Consider the following 15,566-nt stretch of genomic DNA (forward strand, 5'->3'; position numbering starts at 1 on the left):
AGGCCGCCTTCGCGGGCAAGCCAGCTCCCACATTTGGATCGCGGGGCAACAGTAGGAGAGTGGGTGGCTGTCAGGCTGCCTTCGCGGGCAAGCCCGCTCCCACATTTGGATCGCGGGGCAACAGTTGGAGAGAGGTTGGCTGTCAGGTCGGCTTCGCGGGCAAGGCAGATCCTACAAGGGGTTTGTTTTCACGAAGCCGGGTTTGAGGCCGAACACTTCCACGCCTTGGGCCGTCGCTTGCCCGGTGGTCACCTTCACCCGCTCCGACGGCTTATCCATCGCCTCGCGGTATTCGACCGTCTTATCCGCCCGGATCGCCTGGCTCGGAATCACAATCGCCTGCGCATTGTTGTAAGTCACAATAGTCAACCGCGCACTCATCCCCAGCCGCACCCGCTGCAACTGCTGCGGCGTGAGTTTGGGGATCGACAGGGTCACTGGAAACTGCGCGCTGCCCTGGCTGTCACCGGCAATCGCCAAGCCGCTCACCACGCTTACCGAGCCAGTCAGTCGCTCGCCGTCAAAACCATCCCCCAGCACTTCCACTGCCTGGCCCTGATGCAACTGGTTGATGTCCAGCTCCGAGACCTTGGCGACGATTTTAAGCCGTTCGATGTTCGCCAGGCCAAACAGCACCTGACCCTGACTGACCTTGCTGCCGGCTTGCACCGGGGCCGTGTTGTTGCCGCCAGCCTGAGGTGAATTATTGCCGGGTGGTGGCACCACAATGCCGGAGAACGGCGCCTTGACTTCCTTGCCTTCGAGCAGCTTGTGCAGGGCGTCGTATTTCACCGTGGCATTGGTCAGTTCCATGTCGGCGATCTGGCGGTATTCGCCCTTGCCCTGGTCGATGGCCTGCTGCAGTTCGCTGCGCGCGGAGGCAAGGTCCAGCTGTTGCTGCTGGGTCTGCTGCTTGAGGTCATCGAGTTCGTTGCGTGGGATGATGCCGCGCTTGAACAGGTTTTCACTTTCGGTAAGTTTGCGCTGGGTATTACCGGCTGTCATTTCGACGGTGCGTAAGCTGCGGCGCGCGCGGGTGACGGTAGGGCCGTTGTCCCAGTCCTGCATTTCCTGCACGGTGCGCCGGGCCTTGAGTTGGGCGGAAAGGGCGTCGCGCAGTTGCACCTCCAGGGTCGCCGGGTCCATGCGCAACAGTACCTGGCCGGCCTCGACGCGCTGGCCTTGCTCCACCAGATTGGCTTGCACATTGCCGTCGAAAGGCGCGGTGAGGGTGATAGTGGTGTCGGGCTCGATCTTGCCGACCAGGCCGATCTGGTGCACCAACGCCTCGGGCTTGACGGCCTGCCACTGCTCTTGGGTGCCAACCGGATCGGAGGCAGGGCTGCGCAAGGTCAGGACCGCGCCGCCCAGTAAGAGAATAAGTACAGCGCCCAGCAGGCGTTTCTGATTAGTAGTCATTGAGGGCAATTTCCCAACTTTCCAGCGTCATGCCCAGGGTCAAGTCGAGCTGGGTCTGGGCGTTCAAATAAGCGATCAGCGCATTCAGCTGCGCGTTTTCGGCGTTGCGCAGGTCGGTCTCGAAACTCAGCACCTGGAAGTTGGTGGAACGTCCGGCGCTGAGTTTTTCCCGCTCGATCTCGATCTTGCGCCGCGACAACTCCACGGCGCGCTGGGAGATTTCATATTGGCGCCAACGGGTACCGAGGTCGCGCACCACATCATTGACGCTGCGCTCCAGGGCCTGGCGCGCGTCGGTGATACGGATCTCCTGATCCTCCACATTCACCCGCGCGCGCACTTCAGCCTGGCGCGTACTGATGTCGCCGATGGGGATTTGCACCTGCACCCCGGCGTAGCTGTCCCAGGTGCGGTTGTTGGAACGGCCGGCGTTGTTATCGGTGTTGGCGCGTATCTGGTTGGCACCGGTCACCAAGTCCACCTGCCAGCGCCCGGAGTCCTTGGCGATTACCAGGTTGAGGTCGGCCTGCTGGCTGCCGAGCAAGACCGCCAGGTACTCCGGTTGCTGGGTCTGGGCCAGGGTAAAGGCCTGGCGCTTGTCGATCTGCATGGGCCTGGCCTCCAGGGCTTCGGTGGCGCGAATCGGTGTGGACAGGTCCAGGGCCAGCAGGCGCAGCAGGGCCAGGCGGTTGGTGTCCAGTTGGTTCTGCGCTTCTTCCACGCCGAGTTGCTGGGTGGCGATATCGGCTTCTGTCTGCACGATCTCGAACTCAGCCATGCGCCCGGCATTGATCAGCGCCTTGTTCACTTCCAGCAAGGTGCCGGAGCGCTTGAGGGCGTCCTGCACGATGCTCAACTGCTCCTGGGCGCGCAGCAGTTCGCGGTAGGTGGCGATGATCTGGCTGATGGTCTGTGCCACGGTGGCCTTGAGGTTCAGGCGGTTGGCCTGCTCCGACAGCCGTGACAGGCGCAGCGGTGCGGTGGTGGCGTCCCAGCCGGCGCCGCGCATCAGCGGCTGGATGATCGCCAGGTCAAGGCCGTCACTGCGGTAGCGGCCGGCGCGGTCGGCGTTGTTCAACTGCTGGGTCCAGGCCATGCTCAGGCGCGTGCCGTACTCGCCGAGCAGGCTGGTGGCCGGCGCCACGTTGGCATTGCGCGCATTGTCGGCCGAGCCGCGGGTGCTGCGGTAATAACTGTTGAGGGTGAGCTTGGGGTTGAACTCGTCTTCGGCCACGCGCAGGTCGAATTTCTGCGCCACCCGTTGCAGGTAGGCGCTGCGGATCGCCGGGTTGTTGCGCAGACCCAGGTACACCGCGTCGCCCAGGGTCAGGCTGGTGACCTGGGCATTCAACGAGACGCCCCGGTCATAGCCGCTGCGGGTCGTACTGGGTGCCGATGGCTTGATTACCACGTCGGCGGCCATGCCGGGCAGGCTGGCGAAGACGAGCAGCCAGAGCCATTTATTCATCGCGCAGGGCCTCCACCGGCTGCAAACGTGAGGCCGAGACCGCCGGGTAGATGCCAAAGAACAACCCCACCAGCAACGTACTGCCCACCCCCAATGGCAAGGCAGCAATCGCCAGGGCAAATTCCCAGCCCGACAGCCAGGCGTACAACCAGGCGGCGGTCAGGCCCAGCACGGCGCCGCAGAGGGCACCGACGGCGGTGAGGGTCACGGCTTCGAGCAGGAACAGGTTGCGGATATCTCGCTGACGCGCGCCGAGCGCCATGCGGATGCCGATCTCGCGGCGGCGCTCCGAAACGTTCATCAGCATCACGTTCATCACCCCCACGCCACCGCCCACCAGTGAGATTGCGCCCAGGGCCAGCAGCAGGTAGGCGAAGGTGCGGCTTTGCCGGGTCATGCCGTCGATCATCTGCTGGGGCACCTGGATGTCCACATCGTGGTCGGTCAGTTGGGGTTGCAGCGCGACAGCCACGTCCTTGGCGATACGCTCCATGTCCTGGCCGGGCGCAGCGCGGATGATCAGGTTGCCGATCTGCGGCGTTGCATAGATGCGGCGCATGCCTTCGGCGGGAATGAACAGCGACTCGTTGGCTTGCACCGGCATCAGCATCGCCCGTGGCTGGCTGCGCAGGATGCCCACGATCAGGAACAGGTAGTCGTTGATGCGCACGCGATCGCCCAAACGCAACGGGTCACCTGGCGCTCCGAGTGACTGGGCCACTTGGTCGCCGATCACACCATAGGTTTCGTTGGCATCGAAACCCGACAGGAAGCGCCCCTGTTGCAACGCCAAGCGCATCGCGTCCTTGATGTCCGGGGTGCTGCCGACTAAGTTGGCGTTGACGGTACGGCCATGGAACACGATGGGGCCGCTGAACAGTGTGAGGGCGCCGACATGGGCAATGCCCGGCACCGTCTGGCGCACGGCGTCCAGGTCGAGGCGGGCGGGCATCGGGACAGTGCTGGCGCCTTTGGGGGGGAACTGTGCGATCAGGGTGTCGGTGCCCATGTCCTTGAAAATCATCGCGGCATCCACTGCCGCGTTGTGGCCGATATTGATCAGCGCAACCACCGACGAGCTGCCGATCACGATACCCAGCAGGGCCAGGATCGAGCGCTTGCCCAGGGTGCGCAGGCTGACGAAGGCTTCATGCAGCAGTTGGCTGAAGTTCTGTTCGACCCGCAGGCTGCTCTTTACCCGCTCGGTCATGGGCACCCGGCCTCTTGCACCACGCCATTGCGCACTAGGATCTTGCGGTCCAGGCGCTCGGCGATGTGTGGGTCGTGGGTGACGATGATCAGGGTGACCTGTTGTTCGCGGTTGAGCGTCAGCAGCAGTTCCATGATGTCTTGGGCGGTGGTGCTGTCGAGGTTGCCGGTGGGTTCGTCGGCGAGGATCACCGAGGGCTTGCCTACCAGCGCCCGGGCAATGGCAACCCGCTGGCGCTGGCCGCCGGACAGGTCGGCGGGGCGATGGTGGGCGCGGTCGGCCAGGCCGACTTGTTCGAGCATGCGCAGGGCTTGCTCCACCGATTCATGGCGCGACACGCCGCGATAACTCAGGGGCAGGGCGACATTGTCCAGAGCGCTGAGGCGTGGCAACAGGTTGAAGCTCTGGAACACAAAACCGATCTGCTGGTTGCGGATGGCCGCCAACTGGTCGGGCGTGGCCGTGAAGATATCGTGGCCGGCAAAGTGGTATTGGCCACAGTTGGGCAGGTCCAGCAGGCCGAGGATATTGAGCAGGGTGCTTTTGCCGGAGCCGGAGGCGCCGAGGATGCCGCAGCTGTCGCCGCGGGCGATGGACAGGCACACATCATTGAGAATGGACAGGTGCTGCCCGGCCAGCTGATAGCGTTTGCCGATGCCTTGCAGGGAGATCAAGCCTGGGTGCGCGGGGGTATCTGTCATGAATACGCCTTCAGTCTCGACGCTGCCGTCAGCCGCCCCAGTAAAGCTTTGTAACAAGTTGGGAGGTTGGCCGGGGATGCGTCATGGACTGCTTTTGTTTCTTGTTTTTAAAATATTGTTTGAATACTAACCGCGTTCCAGGCGCTCCGCCAGCCATCGATATAGAGCGGCTCAAGCTTGGGAAAATGCCTACCTGCGAGGGTGAAAGACCGGGCGAAACCCGCTTGGGACTCCCCCGTCGAGCCCGCCAGCCGAGGCTTTCGATCATATGGCGGTGTGTCACTACTTGCTTTCGAACGATGGCCCCGGTATAAAAAATCAAATTATTTTTTTAAACAATATTTCCCATGTGGAACTTCTATGGTCGCGAAGAAAGTCAGCGCTCCAAACATTACCAAGACTCGATTGCTGGATGCGACAGAGGCTCTCTTCATCAAATACGGATACGACGCGGTATTGCTGCGGCAGATTACCGAGCGTGCCCAGGTGAATCTGGCTGCGGTGAACTACCATTTCGGGGACAAGGACTCCCTGATGCAAACCTTGCTCAAGCAGCGCCTGGAGCCGCTCAACGAGCAGCGCCTGGAACTGCTTGCGCGCTGTGAGGCTGAGTCCGACGGCCCGTTGGACTGCGACACGTTGCTCGGCGTGCTGTTCGCCCCGGCCATGGGCCTGGAGCGCAGCGATCCAGCCAGCGCCAGTGGGGAAGGGCGTTCATTCATCCGCTTCCTGGGGCGGGTGTACAGCGACACGTCGCCGTTTATCCAGGAATACCTCAAGGTGCATTACCAGCCGGTGTTCCAGCGTTTTTTCGAGGCTTTTGCCTTGGCCTTGCCGGACCTGCCGCGCAATGAACTGGGCGTGCGTCTGCAATTTGCCCTCAAAGCGATTTCCGGGGTGATGGCCGGCACCGAGCTGCGCCTGCTGATGAACTCCATGAGCCTGGGCCGTCCGGCCACGGATGCCGAGGTGATGGCCAAGTTGATCACGCTGGTGTCAGCGGCGATTCGGGTACCGCAACAAAGCCCGGAGGCAGAAAATGCCTTGGCCAAGGTGCTGGATACCCAGCGTGCCATTCGTGAGCAGGCCATGGCACCAGCGAGCAAGGCCGCGCGTTGACGCAAATCCCAGGCAAAAAAAAGCCCGCTGGGGCGGCGGGCTTGATGTGCAACATTTGTAACGGATGAGGCTTCACATTACGTTCCGAGATGTGAATAAAGCGTGAAAACTTTGTAAGACAAACTGTGAAATTTCTGAAATGTGTGAACACATCGGAATTTTCCTCTTCCACCCAGCGGATTCAGATTTTCCAGCGCCCCGCACTCTTGGCCAGCCGCTGGCGCATCGCGTCCACGTTCTGCGCCAATTGCAGGGTTAGCAGCCGATAACCATCCAACGCGCTGTAGACCGGAGCATCCAGTGCTGGCTCGACACCCGCATGGCTCTGCCGCTCCAAGCGCTCCGTCACCCCTGACTTCAATGCCCGTGCCATCCCCACCAATTGCACGCGGATCTGCCGATGTTCGGCCTTCAACACCCCCTGCATGCGCGCCATCGCCTGTTCATCGCGAGGGTCGGGCCGGGTGTTGCCGAGAATCTCCAGGGTGCTGATGCACAGGCGCAGATGCCGCTGGATCGCGTCCAGTTCGGTCATGGAGATGCGCACTTCCTTGGACACCGACGGCATCAGTGAACGCAACTGCAACATCGCCGCATTCAGGCGGTTGAGCAACTTGAGGTGTTCATCACTGGTGACGGACTCGCCATTGATGATCCGGCTGTAGATCTGGGCACAATCGCGTAATGCGCTGGCCAGGTTGTAGCGCCAGGAGTACACGGCATACAGCGGCAGGGCAAAGGAGAACGCCAGGGCCAGGGCGATACCGATCAGGATGTCCACGGTGCGCCACAACCCATCCGACAGCGGGTTGTCACCGTGGCCGGCGACGATAAATACCGTGATCGCCGACAACAGTGCGGTGTACCCACCCTTGCCGATGGCGTGATAGGAAAAGAACCCGCACACCACCGACATCAACAGGTAGGTCAGGAGTGGCTGGCCGACGTACGCCTCCTGCACCACCAGCAACAACCCGACGCTGGCGCCGATCAACGTACCGTAGGCGCGCTCCACGGCTTTCTTGCCGATATTGCCATGGTGCTGCAACCCGCCGATCACCACCAGCATGGTCACCGAGGCCCACTCACCATGCGGCAGGTTGATGCCGGTGGTCAGCAGGATGGTCGCCAGCAAACCGATGGACACGCGCACGGCATGGATCAGCTTGGCATGGCGATAGCGGCGGTACGGGTCGAGCAGTGGGCGCAGCAGGCGCCGGGCAAACACAGGCAGGTGCAGGTTAATCAACGACGAATCGTCCTCTAGAAAATGTAATCGGTGGTCAGGAAACTCGAATCGCGGTTGCGCAGGATGTCGCTGACCAGCGCCTTGTTGCTCTCCTGGAACTTGGTCGCCACCAGGGTGCGGATCGAGAACACGCGCAAGGCGTCATATACCGACAGCGTGCCCTCTGCCGAGTTCTTGCGTCCGTTGAACGGGAAGGTGTCGGGGCCGCGCTGGCACTGGGCGTTGATGTTGATACGGCCGACCTGATTGGCGAAGGTGTCCACCAGGCGCCCGACTTCTGCGGCGTTGGTGCCGAAAATGCTCAACTGTTGGCCGAAGTCCGAGTCCAGCACGTAGTCGATCACGGTCTCCAGGTCGCGGTAGGGCACGATCGGCACCACCGGGCCGAACTGTTCCTCGTGGTACACGCGCATCTGTGGGTTCACCGGGTACAGCACCGCCGGATAAAAGAACGATCCACGACTTTCACCGCCATGTTCATTCACCACCGTGGCGCCCTGTTGCGCGGCGTCAGCCACCAGGCCGTTGAGGTAATCCACCTTGCCCACTTCGGGCAATGGCGTCAGCGCCACACCGTCTTCCCACGGCATACCGGGTTTGAGCGTGGCCAGCTTCTTGTTGAATTTCTCGATGAAGCGGTCGACGACGTCTTCATGCACGAAGAGGATTTTCAACGCGGTGCAGCGCTGGCCATTGAACGACAAGGAACCGGTGACGGCTTCGCTGACGGCATTGTCCAGGTCCACGTCGGGCAGCACGATGCCAGGGTTTTTCGCGTCCAGGCCCAGCGCGGCGCGCAGGCGATGTGGCTTGGGGTGCAGTTTTTTCAGATCGCTGGCAGCCTTGTTGGTGCCGATAAACGCGAAGATATCGATCTTGCCGCTGGCCATCAGTGCGCTGACGGTTTCGCGGCCGCTGCCGTAGATCACATTGATCACCCCGGCCGGGAAACTGTCGCGGAACGCTTCCAGCAAAGGTCGGATCAGCAATACGCCAAGCTTGGCCGGCTTGAACACCACGGTGTTACCCATGATCAATGCCGGAATCAGCGTGGTGAAGGTTTCGTTCAGCGGGTAGTTATACGGGCCCATGCACAGGGCCACGCCCAGCGGCACGCGGCGGATCTGGCCGAGGGTGTCCTGTTCCAGTTCGAAGCGGCTGGAGCGGCGGTCGAGTTCCTTGAGGGCGTTGATGGTGTCGGTGATGTAGTCGCAGGTGCGGTCGAACTCTTTCTGCGAGTCCTTGAGGTTCTTGCCGATCTCCCACATCAGCAGCTTGACCACTGCGTCGCGCTGTTCACGCATGCGGCACAGGAAGGCTTCGACGTGTTGGATACGTTCAGCCACGCGCATCGTCGGCCATTCACCCTGGCCCCGGTCATAGGCACGAACGGCGGCGTCGAGGGCGGTGAGGGCGGTGTCGGCGTCCAGCAACGGCGTGCTGCCGATGTGCACACGTTCGTCGCCAAACTGCACCGGGCTTTGCACCTTGGCCAAGGGGCCGCTCCACACCCTCAACTGGCCATCGACCAGGTAATCACGCTGTTCAATGGGCGCTCCCAGCTGGAATTGCTCGGGAATCTCGGCGGCGGAGTCAGGAAACAGCTGGGCAAGCAGGTTGCTGGTGGTCATGTCACTACCCCTGGAATAGTTGCAAAACATGACTAGAGAGTCACCCAACAACAGGCTCTATGGCAAGGCTTGCGCGCTTTCTTGTACGCAGTGTTGTGGCTGAAGGTTAAACTGCGCGGCTTTTCAGAAGGAGTTCACATGAGTCAGTACCAGCCGGGCATTCTTGCCGCACCGGTGCCGTTGCAGGCACGCCATCTGTTTTTTGCCGTGGACTCACTGACCGCCGTGCACGCTGCGTTGGACACGTTGGTGCAGTTGACCGATTCGGCGGCGGTGGTCGGTTTTGGCGAGCCGCTGGTCAATGCCTTGGGCGCCCGGATTGAAGGCCTGCGCGCCTTTCCCTCCGTCAGTGGGCCGGGTGCGCACAACCCCTCTACCCAGCACGCGCTGTGGATATGGCTGCACGGCGTGGACCGTGGTGAGTTGCTGTTGCGCAGCCGCGCTTTCGAAAAAGCCCTGGCCCCGGCGTTTCGCTTGGTGCAGATGACCGAAGGCTTCCGCTACAAGACCGGCTTCGACCTTACCGACTACGAAGACGGCACCGAGAACCCCCACGACGATGCGGCGGTTGAAGCCGCCCTGACCGACAGCGGCGCCAGCTTTGCCGCGATCCAGCAATGGCAGCACGACCTCGACGGCTTCGCCGCCTTGCCCGCGCAGGAGCGCGACCACATCATCGGTCGCCGCCATGGCGACAACGAAGAACTCGACGACGCCCCCGAGTCCGCCCACACCAAACGCACCGCCCAGGAAAGCTTCACCCCGGAAGCCTTCGTGGTACGCCGCTCCATGCCTTGGGCGGAGAACGGCCAGGCCGGGTTGATGTTTCTCGCGTTCGGCCACTCCTTCGATGCATTCGAAGCGCAACTGCGCCGCATGAGTGGACTGGAAGATGGCATTGTCGATGGCCTGTACCGCATCAGCACACCGTTGACCGGCGGTTACTACTGGTGCCCACCGATCAAGGAGGGGCACCTGGACCTGAGCGCGCTGGCTTGAATCACGCGTAGGCCACCCGTCATAAAACCGTTCCTGAAGGTGATGGGGGGCGGGCAGCTTCAGGTACAACAACGATTGGGCCGCGCCAAACATTCCGTTGGAAACACATATTTTTTCAACGGAATGACCTCGGGCCATCAACTAACAAACATGACCACAACCGCATGAAATTCAGGGTGATTCTTGCGGTCGTCGACGACCCGCAAGCGCCATCGTTCGTAAAGGCAAATATAGCTAATTATCTCGATAGGGATGCCGAAGCAATCGCCGGGGGGTTGGCATTGTTTTAGTAACTGTGTATCGAACTGTATCCCCGCACCCTCCTGATACACCCGCATGACGTTCTATCGCGTTCGCGACACAGACCGGATACACGCCTGGCTTTAACTCTGCACACCAGCTGGCGCAGGCGGTCACCGACCCCGAGGCGCCCTGGCCATACTCAGTCAAGCCAGGAGACTCACCCCATGAAGCGTCCTTACGCAGCCCTCGCGGCAACCCTCGCCCTGTCCCTCAGTGCCTTCGCGGCCGTGGCCCATGCCGATGAACCCAAGCCCCAGGAAAAGTGCTTCGGCGTGGCCCTGGCCGGTGCCAACGACTGCGCCGCAGGCGCTGGCACCTCATGCGCCGCCACTTCCACCACCGACTACCAGGGCAACGCCTGGGTACTGGTGGACAAAGGCACCTGCACCCAGATCAAGACCCCTAAAGGCTTCGGCAGCCTGACGGAGCAGCCGTGATCCAGCGCCTGCTTCCCGATGCCCTGTTGTTGCTGGTGGCACGGGTGGCGATCGCGGCGGTGTTCTTCCTGTCAGGGCGCACCAAGGTCACGGGGTTTCTTGAACTCAAACCGTCGACCTACACGCTGTTCCGTTCGGAATACGCCTTGCCGCTGATTCCGCCGGACTGGGCCGCGCACCTGGCGACCTACGCCGAGCACTTGTTCCCGCTGCTGCTGGTGCTCGGCCTGCTGACCCGCCCGGCCGCTGCTGCGCTGTTGGGCATGACCCTGGTGATCGAGGTGTTTGTGTACCCCGCCGCCTGGCCGGTGCACCTCACCTGGGCGGGCCTGTTGTTGCCGCTGCTGGCGTACGGCGGTGGGGCCTGGTCGTTGGACCGCCTCATCTCAGGCAAGCGTTCTTAACTTTGATGGAGATTTCCAATGCGTATGCTTTCTTCCCTGGCCATTGCCATGGCCCTGACTGTCCCGATGCTGGCCCAGGCGGCAGATGCCCCGCAGCCCGGCACTGGTAAAAGCGTGGTGATCGTGCCCGGTTCGTTTGTCGACGGTTCCGGCTGGCGCGTGGTGCACGACATCCTGATTCACAAGGGCTACAAGGTCACCGTGGTGCACCAGGGCCACGAGAGCCTGGCCGCCGATGTGGCCGAGGCCCGCGAAGTGCTGGAGCAGCAAGTCGGGCCGGTGGTGCTAGTGGGCCACAGTTCAGGTGGCGGGGTGATCTCGATTGCCGGCGACCGCGACAAGGTCAAGTCGCTGGTCTACGTCTCGGCGCTGCAGCCGGAAGTGGGCGAGAACATGGCCCAGTTGATCGGCTCGATGCCGGCGCCCAGCGATGACATCAAGGCCAGCCGCGACGGTCATCTGTTCTTCGACCGCACCAAGTTCAACGCCGACTTTGCTGCCGACCTGACCACCAACCGCACCGACTTCATGGCCGCCTCCCAAGTGCCGGCGACCACCGCCTTGTTCGGCGGCACCGTATGGGCCGCGGCCTGGCACAAAAAACCGACTTATGCCGTGGTCTCCACCGAAGACCGCGCTCTGAGCCCGGACCTGCAGCGTTGGATGTACAAACGCGCGGGTTCCAAGGTCACCGAAATCAAGGCCAGCCACTCGGTGTACATCTCCCAGCCTGAGGCTGTGGCGAAGGTCATCGAAGACGCTGCTTCCGTTATCAAGTAATTCACCCCAACCCTGGAGCAATACCCATGAACACTGCACTCAAATCCCGTCTGAGCCTCGCTGCCGCGGCTGCCCTGATCGCCATGGCCTCCGCTTCGTTCGCTACCGCCGCCAGCGCCGCCGACGCGCCGGAAAAGCCCGGCCGTTGCTACGGCGTCAACACCTGCAAAGGCACCAGCCTGTGCGCCACCGCCAAGAACGACTGCAAAGGCCTCAACAGTTGCAAAGGCGAAGGCGTGATCGTCAAGACCCCGTCCGAGTGCCTCAAGGCTGGCGGTACCTTGACTGAACCTAAATAACGCCTCACCCCCTTTAGGCGCGGGCGAACCCGCTCCTAAAGGGTTATTGGAGCCCCTCAATGTCGACATCCAATCCTCACTTTTCAGGCTACGGCCTGGGACTGCGCAAGGAGCATTACTGCGATTTCCTGGAGACCTCGGTGCCCGTGGATTTCGTCGAAGTGATCTCCGAAAACTTCATGGTCGCGGGCGGTCAGCCCCGGCATATCCTGCGACAAGTCCGCGAGCGCTACCCGGTGGCGCTGCACGGTGTGTCCATGTCCATCGGCACCGCCGAAGGGCTGGATGCGGATTACTTGAAGCGCCTCAAGTCGCTGGTGGATGAAGTCGAGCCCCTGTTTGTGTCCGACCACCTGAGTTGGTCGCGCAGCGCTGGCTTCAATTCCCATGACTTGCTGCCAGTGCCTTACACCGACGAGGCGCTGGATCGGGTGTGTGCCAATATCCAGCAAGCCCAGGACGTGTTGGGCCGCACGATGTTGTTCGAGAACCCCTCAAGCTACCTGGCGTTTGAAGGCGCCTCCATGACCGAATGGGAATTTATTGCAGCCATGGCCAAGCGCACCGGCTGCGAACTGCTGCTGGACGTCAATAATGTGTTCGTCAGCGCCAGCAACCACGGTTTCGACGCCCTGGCGTTTCTCAATGGCCTCCCTGCCGAGCGCGTGCGCCAGGTGCACTTGGCCGGCCACAGTCAAGGCCGTGAGATGTTGATCGACAGCCATGACAGCCCGGTGTGCACCGGAGTCTGGGAACTGTACGCCCAGGCCATGACCCGGCTGGGCCCGGTGGCGACCATGATCGAGCGTGACGATGAGATCCCGCCGCTCGCCGAACTGCTTCAGGAGTTGTCCATGGCCCGAACGTTGGGAGCGCAACGATGAACCTGGCGCAGCTACAACAGACCTTTCGCCGCTGGTTGGTGAGTGCGTCGGATGAATCCGCGCAGGCGCTGGGCAATCACCACGCCGGCCTGGCGGTGTACCAGAACAACTACCGTGCGCAGTTGGTCGGTTGCCTGGAGCAGGCGTTTCCCTACCTGCGTCGTTGGGTCGGGGAGGAAGCCTTCCTGGCCGCGAGCATCACCCATATCGACCGTCATCCGCCTCACGCCTGGACCCTGGACGCGTACCCGGAGGGCTTCTACGCCACTTTGAAAGAGATGTTCCCAGGCAACCCGGATGTGCATGAGCTGGCCTGGATCGAGTCGGCCCTCAATGAAGCCTTTGTCGCCGCCGACGCACAGCCATTGGCCCTGGAGGCCTTGGCCGAGCTGGATTGGGACACGGCGGTGTTGCAGCTCACGCCGTCGCTGCGCTGCCACGGCCTGACCACCAATGCCGAGGCCATCTGGTCGGCGCTGTGGCAGGACGCACCGGTGCCGGAAGCGGTAATGCTGGCGCAAGCGGGTGGCTTGCTGGTGTGGCGACGGCAGTTCACGTCGCGTTTGCGCCAGGTGGATGCGTTGGAGCTACTGGCCGTGCAACACCTGCAGGCCGATGGCAGTTTCGCTGGGCTGTGTGAGTACTTGGTGCAACGCCTGGGGGAAGAAGCGGGCGTGATGCAGGCGGGTGAATACCTGGCCGGTTGGCTGGGCAGTGAATTGATAGTGGGAGTCCGTCATGTTTGATCGTCGTGGTTTTTTGCTGTTGGCGGCGGTGGTGATGGCCGCACCGGCATTGGCAGTGCAACAGGTCAGCATTGATGACGGAGAGATCCGCTATGCAGTGTTCGGGCCGGAGGAGGGCCGGGCGATCATTTTGCTGGCGGCGGATGTGAACGCGTTTGCAGCGATCACCGGACCGCTGGCTGCGCAAGGTTTCCGGGTGATCGTCCCGTACCTGCGCGGGCAGGATGAGGCGGTACAGGGCCAGGATGTGCTGGAATTGATGAACGCGCTGCATATTCCTGAGGCTGTGCTCGCCGGCGTGGACGTCGGCGGACGGGTGGCCATCCGTGCTGCGGCCTTGAAACCGAGCCGCTGCGTGGGCCTGGTCAGCTTGAACACCGCACCCCAGGCCGGTTTTGGCGAGGCGGTGGGGGTTATGGCGAAGACCGGGCACTGGCGAACATGAAACTACTGACAGCCAGCCAATCCACGCCTGAAAAAATTCGCCGCAGCCCTTAATCTAAAAGCCTTTGTCACTTGCGCGGATTGTCCATGTCTTCTGTTGCCGATGGGTTGCCCCTCAATAAACGCCTGCCGGCCGTGATTGCGATCTCCCTGGGGATTGGCATGGCGACCCTGGACACCGCCATCGTCAACACGGCGTTGCCGACCCTGGCCGAGGGGATTGGCACCGATTCCGCCTCGGTGATCTGGGTGGTGAATGCCTACCAGTTGGCGATCATTGCCACGGTGCTGCCGTTTGCGTCCCTCAGTGATGTGCTGGGGCATCGCCGGGTGTACCTCGGCGGGTTGCTGCTGTTTATTGTCTCATCGCTGTTTTGCGGGTTGGCCGGCTCACTGGTCACCCTGACGGCGGCGCGGGTGGTGCAGGGGCTGGGCGCGGCGGCGATCATGAGCGTGAACACGGCGTTGCTGCGGCATATTTACCCGTCAAACATGCTGGGTCGGGGGCTGGGGTATAACTCCCTGGTGGTGGGGCTCGCATTTACCCTTGGGCCGACGGCGGCGTCAGCGATTCTGTCGGTGGCGACCTGGCACTGGCTGTACCTGATCAATGTGCCGTTGGGTGTGCTGGCGCTGGCGTTGGGCCTGCGCTCGTTGCCGACCTTGCCGATGACCGGGCATGCCTTCGACCGCTTTGCGGCCGTGTTGTGTGCGGGACTGTTTGCCTTGCTGGTACTGGGTCTGGGTACGGCGGTGCACGGCGCCCAGGGTGCGTTGACTTTGGGCCTGATCGCCGTGGCGCTGGTGTGCGGTGCAGGGTTGCTGCGGCGCCAGGCCGGGCACCCGGCGCCGATGCTGGCGCTGGACCTGTTCAAGCGCCCGGTGTTTGCGTTGTCTTCCCTTACCGCTATTTGCGCGTTCAGCGCCCAGGGCCTGGCGTTTGTGTCGCTGCCCTTCCTGTTGCAGGCGGTGCTTGGCCATAGCCAGGTGGAAACCGGCTTTCTGATGACACCGTGGCCCGCGGTGGTGGCGGTGATGGCGCTTGTGGCGGGGCGCCTGGCCGACCGCGTGAACCTGGGCGTGCTGTGCGGCATCGGTCTGTTGATGCTCAGCGTGGGCATGGCCGCGCTCGCGACCTTGGGCAGCGGCGCTTCGGCATTGGATATCGGCTGGCGCATGGCGCTGTGCGGGGCGGGTTTCGGCTTCTTCCAGTCGCCCAACCTCAAGGCGTTGATGACCAGCGCACCACTGGCCCGCAGCGGCGGGGCGAGTGGCATCGTGGCCATTTCGCGGTTGTTGGGGCAGACGTTAGGCGCGTCGTTGGTGGCCTTGTGCTTCCATCTGTCCATGGGCAGTGGTCCGCAATCTGCGCTGTGGCTGGGCTGTGGATTTGCCTTGGTCGGGGCCGTGGCCAGTGGTTTACGGTTGTTACCCTATGGGAAAAAGTGCTGATTAACGCTACCGTGGCGACCT

16 protein-coding genes are annotated in these 15,566 nt (G+C 62.4%); 10 read left to right on the plus strand and 6 right to left on the minus strand.

Going from position 1 to position 15,566, the window contains the following annotated elements; genetic code table 11:
• Positions 1–171: 171 nt before the first annotated feature.
• Genes AC4PS7_RS17210 through AC4PS7_RS17225 form a run of 4 tightly spaced genes read right to left on the minus strand, consistent with a single transcriptional unit; the run spans position 172 to position 4,798 of the window.
• Positions 172–1,419 carry an efflux RND transporter periplasmic adaptor subunit gene (locus AC4PS7_RS17210; RefSeq protein ID WP_010209530.1) on the minus strand — a complete coding sequence of 416 codons (1,248 nt, stop codon included), beginning with the start codon at positions 1,417–1,419 and terminating at the stop codon, positions 172–174.
• The gene (locus tag AC4PS7_RS17215) at positions 1,409–2,887 is read right to left on the minus strand and encodes a TolC family protein (protein ID WP_042572134.1); all 1,479 of its coding nucleotides are present in this window, start codon (positions 2,885–2,887) and stop codon (positions 1,409–1,411) included. The genes AC4PS7_RS17210 and AC4PS7_RS17215 overlap by 11 nt, the downstream gene beginning before the upstream one ends.
• Positions 2,880–4,097 (minus strand): ABC transporter permease, encoded by a 1,218-nt coding sequence (locus AC4PS7_RS17220; RefSeq protein ID WP_042572135.1) that lies wholly within the window; start codon positions 4,095–4,097, stop codon positions 2,880–2,882. The genes AC4PS7_RS17215 and AC4PS7_RS17220 overlap by 8 nt, the downstream gene beginning before the upstream one ends.
• Complete coding sequence (locus AC4PS7_RS17225) at positions 4,094–4,798, minus strand: ABC transporter ATP-binding protein (protein WP_010209535.1); 705 nt, start codon at positions 4,796–4,798, stop codon at positions 4,094–4,096. The genes AC4PS7_RS17220 and AC4PS7_RS17225 overlap by 4 nt, the downstream gene beginning before the upstream one ends.
• A 360-nt stretch (positions 4,799–5,158) precedes the next feature.
• Here AC4PS7_RS17225 and AC4PS7_RS17230 point away from each other — a divergent pair, with 360 nt between their 5' ends.
• The gene (locus AC4PS7_RS17230) at positions 5,159–5,917 is read left to right on the plus strand and encodes a TetR/AcrR family transcriptional regulator (RefSeq protein ID WP_010209536.1); all 759 of its coding nucleotides are present in this window, start codon (positions 5,159–5,161) and stop codon (positions 5,915–5,917) included.
• A 181-nt stretch (positions 5,918–6,098) separates the two neighbouring features.
• Here the strand turns inward: AC4PS7_RS17230 and AC4PS7_RS17235 are convergent, their stop codons facing one another.
• Positions 6,099–7,157, minus strand: coding sequence for an FUSC family protein (locus AC4PS7_RS17235; protein WP_029529107.1), 1,059 nt, complete (start codon positions 7,155–7,157; stop codon positions 6,099–6,101).
• A gap of 23 nt (positions 7,158–7,180) precedes the next feature.
• The gene (locus tag AC4PS7_RS17240; RefSeq protein ID WP_492179643.1) at positions 7,181–8,797 is read right to left on the minus strand and encodes an NADP-dependent glyceraldehyde-3-phosphate dehydrogenase; all 1,617 of its coding nucleotides are present in this window, start codon (positions 8,795–8,797) and stop codon (positions 7,181–7,183) included.
• A gap of 138 nt (positions 8,798–8,935) precedes the next feature.
• Here AC4PS7_RS17240 and AC4PS7_RS17245 point away from each other — a divergent pair, with 138 nt between their 5' ends.
• The 9 genes from AC4PS7_RS17245 (at position 8,936) to AC4PS7_RS17285 (ending at position 15,545) form a co-directional block, all read left to right on the plus strand.
• Complete coding sequence (locus AC4PS7_RS17245; RefSeq protein ID WP_042572137.1) at positions 8,936–9,796, plus strand: Dyp-type peroxidase; 861 nt, start codon at positions 8,936–8,938, stop codon at positions 9,794–9,796.
• 467 nt (positions 9,797–10,263) lie between these two features.
• Entirely contained in the window at positions 10,264–10,536 is a 273-nt protein-coding gene (locus AC4PS7_RS17250) for a BufA1 family periplasmic bufferin-type metallophore (RefSeq protein WP_010209548.1), read from the plus strand.
• A complete protein-coding gene (locus tag AC4PS7_RS17255; protein ID WP_010209549.1) occupies positions 10,533–10,940 on the plus strand; it encodes a DoxX family protein in 408 nt (135 codons plus the stop codon). The genes AC4PS7_RS17250 and AC4PS7_RS17255 overlap by 4 nt, the downstream gene beginning before the upstream one ends.
• A gap of 18 nt (positions 10,941–10,958) precedes the next feature.
• Entirely contained in the window at positions 10,959–11,720 is a 762-nt protein-coding gene (locus AC4PS7_RS17260; protein WP_010209550.1) for an alpha/beta fold hydrolase, read from the plus strand.
• A 26-nt stretch (positions 11,721–11,746) separates the two neighbouring features.
• Entirely contained in the window at positions 11,747–12,019 is a 273-nt protein-coding gene (gene bufA2, locus AC4PS7_RS17265) for a BufA2 family periplasmic bufferin-type metallophore (protein ID WP_021492771.1), read from the plus strand.
• Positions 12,020–12,078: 59 nt separating this feature from the next.
• Positions 12,079–12,903: an MNIO family bufferin maturase gene (gene bufB, locus AC4PS7_RS17270; RefSeq protein ID WP_010209552.1), complete on the plus strand. Its 825-nt coding sequence runs from the start codon at positions 12,079–12,081 to the stop codon at positions 12,901–12,903.
• On the plus strand, positions 12,900–13,649 hold the full coding sequence (locus AC4PS7_RS17275) for an HvfC/BufC N-terminal domain-containing protein (protein ID WP_010209553.1): 750 nt from the start codon (positions 12,900–12,902) through the stop codon (positions 13,647–13,649). Before bufB ends, AC4PS7_RS17275 begins: the two co-directional genes overlap by 4 nt.
• Positions 13,642–14,094: an alpha/beta fold hydrolase gene (locus tag AC4PS7_RS17280; protein ID WP_010209555.1), complete on the plus strand. Its 453-nt coding sequence runs from the start codon at positions 13,642–13,644 to the stop codon at positions 14,092–14,094. The genes AC4PS7_RS17275 and AC4PS7_RS17280 overlap by 8 nt, the downstream gene beginning before the upstream one ends.
• Before the next feature lie 86 nt (positions 14,095–14,180).
• Positions 14,181–15,545 carry an MFS transporter gene (locus AC4PS7_RS17285; protein WP_010209557.1) on the plus strand — a complete coding sequence of 455 codons (1,365 nt, stop codon included), beginning with the start codon at positions 14,181–14,183 and terminating at the stop codon, positions 15,543–15,545.
• Positions 15,546–15,566 lie beyond the last annotated feature (21 nt).

Source organism: Pseudomonas sp. DW-iso3 (genome assembly GCF_058725305.1).